This is a genomic window from Moraxella sp. 179-F 1C4 NHS (assembly GCF_045370505.1).
In the GTDB taxonomy this organism is placed as follows: Bacteria; Pseudomonadota; Gammaproteobacteria; order Pseudomonadales; family Moraxellaceae; genus Faucicola; species Faucicola tetraodonis.
This window is the reverse complement of record NZ_JBIQEC010000024.1, coordinates 22588-29099: the sequence shown is the minus strand read 5'-3', so window position 1 is coordinate 29099 and position 6512 is coordinate 22588. Positions and strand designations below refer to the sequence as shown.

The 6512-nt window shown below is 45.9% G+C and carries 4 protein-coding genes; all 4 read left to right on the top strand.

From position 1 onward, the window contains the following. Window positions 1–165: 165 nt before the first annotated feature. The 4 genes from ACH0AB_RS10020 to ACH0AB_RS10005 all read left to right on the top strand — a co-directional run bounded on the left by ACH0AB_RS10020 (window position 166) and on the right by ACH0AB_RS10005 (window position 6512). Window positions 166–948, top strand: coding sequence for a vWA domain-containing protein (locus tag ACH0AB_RS10020; protein WP_007115297.1), 783 nt, complete (start codon window positions 166–168; stop codon window positions 946–948). A gap of 63 nt (window positions 949–1011) precedes the next feature. Then, window positions 1012–3096, top strand: a complete 2085-nt coding sequence (locus ACH0AB_RS10015) for a PP2C family serine/threonine-protein phosphatase (RefSeq protein ID WP_406878078.1) — start codon at window positions 1012–1014, stop codon at window positions 3094–3096. Window positions 3097–3099: 3 nt separating this feature from the next. After that, on the top strand, window positions 3100–5592 hold the full coding sequence (locus ACH0AB_RS10010) for a hypothetical protein (RefSeq protein ID WP_406878077.1): 2493 nt from the start codon (window positions 3100–3102) through the stop codon (window positions 5590–5592). A 41-nt stretch (window positions 5593–5633) separates the two neighbouring features. Then, window positions 5634–6512 (top strand): RDD family protein, encoded by an 879-nt coding sequence (locus ACH0AB_RS10005; RefSeq protein ID WP_406878076.1) that lies wholly within the window; start codon window positions 5634–5636, stop codon window positions 6510–6512.

Below are 6512 nucleotides of genomic sequence, written 5' to 3'. Positions count from 1 at the left end.
TTCCTATTCTAAATGCTATAGATTTAGGCATATTTTGGCACTTTTTATCTCGTTTTTGAATTGGGGACACAGCCTAATTAAATCCCCACAAAAAACCTTGCTTTTCGTATCGGCTTTTGCTGAGATACCGATTACAATAATTTTAATAAAAATAGGATATCTTTTATGGTCGCCCACAACCCCATACCCAATTTTCAAAACCCAGCTGAGTCTACGCCGCCATCCATCCCGCAAGCCCTCACCCCGCAGTTTCGTGAAATCGACTACGGCAATAACGTTGCCCAGCGTACCCTGTGCGTTTTGGTGTTGGATTTGTCAGGCTCAATGGCGATACGCTCAGGCAATGGCGACAAACGCCGTATCGATATGCTCAATGAAGGGATTGAAGCGTTTTATCATGATTTGATGAAAGATGAAACAGCCCGCAACCGTGTGCGTTTAGCCATTGTCATCGTGGGCGGGGTCAATGATACCGCAGAGCTGATGATGGACTGGACAGATGCGATTGATTTTTTCCCCATTAAATTTCGTGAAAATGGCATGACGCCGCTCGGGCAAGGTATGTTACTTGCGCTCAATTTGATTGAGCAGGAGCGTATCAATCTACGCGACAACGGTATCAATTATACCCGTCCTTGGGTTATTGCCATGACGGATGGTCTGCCCACCGATAGCCAAGATGTGTGGCAGGCGGCTATCAATCAATGTCACCAAGCCGAGCAAAATAATCAATGTATTATTTATCCGATTGCCATTGATGCAGGCGTGCAAGAAGTTAAGATGCTCAAGCAACTGTCGATTTTAACCCCGCCCGTGCATCTCAACTCCGTTAAATTTGTCGAATTTTTTGTCTGGTTGTCCGCGAGTCTTAAGACCGTGTCACAATCTGCGCCTGGGGAAACCGTGCAATTAGGGAGCATCTCACCGTGGGCGACCATTCAAAGTTGATGGTAAAGACAATCACCTTCAACGCTAATACTAATAAAAAACCTAAAAAAATTGGGGATAATGATGAACCAAACCACGGATTTGTTCGCGCAAACATCGCAATCATCAGTCCAACCATCTTGGCAAGTGTATGGCGCATCCAGTATTGGTAAATCCCATATCGACAGCAACCTGCCCAATCAAGACAGTATCTATTTGCAAAAAACCCAAGACGGTATGGTCGCCGTGGTATGTGATGGGGCAGGCTCGGCAAAATTTAGCCAAGCGGGGGCAGCGTTTTTTAGTCAAGCGATTGCACAAATGCTTCTGGGTCTTAGTGTCAGTTGCAGTGTCAGTATCAACGGCATTGCGTTTGATTTGGTGCAAGTCAAACAGCAAATTATCGAGCAATTATCACAAATACGCCTCGACCTGCAGTCGCAGCTACCCGCTGAATCGAGCCTAAGAGATTATCACACAACCTTTACTGGACTACTCATCCATTCAAATCATCAAGCCATATTGGTGCAAATCGGTGATAGTCCCCTCATCACCAGCCAATTTGTTGTGCGCCATCCTCACATTGATTATTTTACCAACTTGCAAGTGTACGGGGATGATAGCAAGAATGAATACGTCAATGAGACGCATTTTATCACCCAAGACAATTGGCAATCCTTCTTACGGGTTGAGTCCATTGATTTATCGCAAGTGGATTGCCTTGCACTGATGTCGGATGGCTGTGCGGACTTGGTATTTGAAGGCGCAAGTGTTACGCCCAAAATTTACCGCCCTTTTTTTGGCAACTTGCTGTTTAATTTAACCCAAAGTCAATGCTCACAGCAGGGCAGCGCGATTATTGAACAGGCGCTTGGCAACCCTGCCACCTATCGATTAACCGGTGATGATAAATCCTTGGTGGTGTTATTAAAAAATCAACAGCATTATCAAAATCTTGAACCGATGGTTGAGGTACAAAATGAAGCCCTAGCGAATGACACTATAGTGACTGAAATCATAGCGACCGCACCAAACAACCCCACGGTATGGCATACCGATGCTGTCAATCATAAAAATACCCGCGCCACTAGCACGCCTGATGACCTAGCCTTTAATAACATCAATAACATAGCGCATAACCCAAAGCCGCAAGCCAGTGTTGTAGATACTGCTCCTGCAACTCCAGCTGCCACAACGTCACAGGTTTTGCCGCCTTCACAGTCCGTCAGTGACTCAACTAGACAGCGGCGTAATACCGCTATGATGGCTGGCGCAGTGATGCTCATTGGTACAGGTATATTGGGCTGGATAAATAAAGATCGGTTGCTGCCGACGCAAACTGTCAACAATGTAAATACTGCAGCATCGGTGGCGAGTACAACGCCCACCTCGGCTATAACGACCCCACTGATCGCGCACGCACTGGGTGATTCCTATGCCATTAACTTGACCGAAGCCGCAACGGTTACCGAAAGTGGCAATCCGAGCGATGATCCCATCTTTAAGGTAATAATAGCTAGCCCGCAAGGTCAGTCTATCGATGTCATCGAGCAAAAATCTAAACAAACAAGTAGCGCTAAAACTAAAAACGACAATAAAAACGAAAACAAAAATAATGCGAATCAGCCCTTATTATCCGCCACTGTGACCACGGTGGTCGCTAATAAAAACCCAACGGTTGCCAGTGGTGCAGCGAGTACAGCTTTGCAAAACCAACATACCGAGACCGAGGCTACTTTGAACGCCTCACAATTTAACAATCATGTTGTCAAAATTGCCGCTAAAGCAAGCTGTTTGCCAGTTACCGATACCCATGATTTGACAAGTTTAGGGGTCACCATCCAACCCACGATGCATTACTACAACTGCCAAATTAGCTTGCCTATCAAATCGATAACGAGCCAAATAGCTGGGTTAAGCAAAAAGACGGAAATCTTGGATACTCTGACGCTCGATAAAGGGTTATCAGAAATTTTAACTAGCTCTACCAGCCATACAGCAGCTACTGCCTCTACGGTTTTGCCAGCTAGCACGGTCAGCGATTCTAGCGGCAATCAGCAAATACAGCTATACTATTTGGGTATTACTGACACAATAAATCATATGAGTGCCACTGCTAGCACTGAGTTAGCCGCTTTACCCACCTCATCTGCCAATCTTAAGAGATAGTTCATGCCGTATTTAATTGCAAACAATCAGCGTATCACCATTGATTTGCCTATCTCTCATGAGATCGGCTCTGGCGGTATGGGCATTGTCTACCGTCTTGGTAATCTGTTAGGCACGGGCAATTTGGTGGCAAAAATCTTTAAAAATCCCATCGACCCCAAAAACCCCAGCCTTGCCAAACTACAAGCCATGATGGCGCGCCCGCCTGAGCATATTTATGAAGTGATTAATGGGGTAGGGTATACCCAGTTTGCTTGGGTGAGACATCTGATTGTCGGCGAGCATGATGAGCTCATTGGCTATGCCATGCCAGAGCTGGATTTTGATAGGTCGTTATCGCTCAATCCTTTTATGTACCCACGAGAGGCGGCAAAACTGACCGCGTATCAGCAGAGTCTCAATTATCGTGTACAGCTGTGTGCCAATATTAGCGCCTTGATGGCGGACTTACATGGTCATGGGCATGCCTTTATTGATTTTAAAGAAGCCAATATGCGCCTGATGCCAGAGCCAAGCACGGGCATGGATGATGATTATAAAGGCTTTATAGTTGGGTTTATCGACTGTGATAGCTATCGTATTACTGCCAGTGATGGCAGCGTTTATCCAAGTCCTGTTATATCCCCTGAAATGACCAGTCCTGAATATCATGAACACAAAGATATTGGTTTATTGGATGAAAAACACGACCGTTTTGTACTGGCGATTGAGCTGTTTAAAATTTTAAACAATGGTATTCATCCATTTTATTTTATCCCTGTGTCAGACCGATTAAAAAACGCTGCCCATCGCAACACCGACCAATTTATCAAAGAACGGCTATATGCTTACGGCTTGCAGCCACAGCCAGAGATTGCACCGCTAAAAAACAGCATTCATGTGTGTTGGGATGACCAAACCCGTGCGCTGTTTGATAAAGCGTTTTTATCCACCCATCCAACTGATCGCCCAAGCGCCGCCGATTGGGAAAACCATCTACGCGGATTGGTTCAACACCGCCAGTTTAAAGTGTGTGAAAATTATCCCAATGATGCTAGCCACATTCATTTTGTCGGTAAACCCTGTCATCGCTGTCTGTTTTTAACCGTACCGAATAACCCGTTAACCACGCCCGTCACGCCTGTATCCGCAATCAGCGCTGCAGCGACAACCAGCGTCTGGCAGACCACGCCCACCCGTGCTTCTGTAGCGTCCTCTGCCGAAAATCACCCAAATCATCAGCCAAGCGCGGCTTTGACCGGTTCGATGGATGAGGAAAAATTGGCAACTAATCGTCGGCTTGAGCAGTCGCTCAATACGCAGGCTAGCAGTCACAGGGGTACACCGAGCCAACCCATCAATGCAGTGGATGCAGTCGATGACGCCACCCAAACACCGGCGACTCATTCAATGGGGATGCCAGATACAATGGCAGATACGATAACGGAACCTGCGCATCACACTGATACTACAGAGGCGACATCCATTACGCCACCGTATACAACTTCTACCGGTGAGGTATCTGTCAAAAAGCCCTCTAAAGGGTGGCTGATAGCGATGATTGCTGGCCTAGTGGCAATCGGTGGCTATGGCGTATCAAGGTTAAAATCCGCCTCAACACCAACAACATCACAATCCGCCACTAACAATCAGTCCAATAATGCCCAAGCGGCAAGTACCGATGACAATCCACAAAAAAAACCAAAAAGCCAAAATAGTTACAGCACCATCATCAAATCGCTGCCGACTGCAAAAGCCACTATGACGCAAGCGCTTAAAGCGCAAAATGGCTTTTTTTCTTCCTCGTCGCAAACTAGCGTAGCCAAGCTGTATCAAGACACGCTCGGTATTAGCCCTGAGTTTTTTGATAACGTAGTCAAGGTGGGTGAGTTTGCCGAGCCATCGCTCAAACAGCTGCAAGAGCTGGGTTACAGCCAAGATATCAATGCGACAAAGCAATACTCGCTTGAAGCTTTTCGCAACGCGGATATGGGCTATTTTAAACAGCAGCCCACGAATAAAACGCTCGCCAAACAACTCAATGAAGCGGCAAAAAGCTATTACTGGCGCAAAAAAGACCCAAAAGCCGCCGCTTATCTTCAAGCGCAAGCAGTGAAATACAATCCTAACCAAGGCGAATATGTCGCCAATTTCGCTTATTATTTATTTAAAAATAGCTATCCTTATAGCAAATCTTTTTTGCTATATGCGCTACAAACGCCGCGTGATAGCAGCAAATACCCCAATACTTATATGATTGAATTGGCAGCGGCAATGGCACTGCAAGCGGGTGATGACAAAGGCGCAGTGGGGTCGTTATTGGCACAGTTTTATACCACGGACGATCAACAAAAACGTTGCCAAAACATGTTAAATTATCCGCAAACCTATCCAGAACTGGTACCCATCGCCGAAAAAGTGTTAGCCATTATCGACCAGCAAAACAGTAGCAGCGCTAATCCTGTGCCCGCTGAGTGCTTGCCGCCATACAACTGGGTCGTCGGATCGTCAAATTAGTTTATCAAATTGGAAATATGAAAATAGGGTAGTAAACATCTATGATTATTGTCTGCCAACAATGTGGTCAAAAATTACCAAAAACCGCGGTTATGTGCCCAAATTGTGGCAGTCGTCAGTTTGCGCAACAATCTGATAATCATACTCAGCCGCAGCAAGCAAATTCGTTTGTACAGTCAAGTGGCTATAATGCCTATGACGCGCCGCAGCCAGAACATTCTACTTGGCAAAGTTATACACCAAATCCATTTGCAGGCAATTATCAACCGACCGATATGCAACCTGTTCAGGCTAGTCAACCTATGCAGCAACCTTCTCAACCAATTTATCCACAGACTAACTATGAACAGCCTGATATTGCTCAGGCGTCAAATCCACCCGCACAACCCACTGACTATGCGACTTCTTATGTCGCTCCTGCAGTACAGCCACAGCAACCTAGCCAATACCCAACGCCCACTACCAATCAGCTGCCTTCGACCGCGCTGCAGACTCGTAAGCCGGCTCATACCATGCTATATGCAGGTTTTGTGCGCCGTGCATTGGCTTATCTATTTGATTTAGCGTTAGTGAGTTTATTATTGGGATTGGCTTATCAATTATTGTTGCCGCAGATTTTACCGCAGCTTGGCATTCGTGGGTTTACCGATCAAACGCTTGCCTTGATAGCGTATGGATTTTATTTGTTCTATATGACGTTATTGACCTGTTTGGGACGACAAGCAACGGTGGGCAAGGTGATTATGGGTATGTGGGTGTTTGGTATGCAGGGTCAACGGGTTAATTTTTTCCATGCGTTAATCCGCGAAACCTTAAAACTTATCTTATTGCCATTTGGTTTTTTGATGTGGTTTACCGCCCGTAAACAAACGCTGCATGATTTAATCGCGCGTACGGTGGTGTTGTATGACCCCAATTAA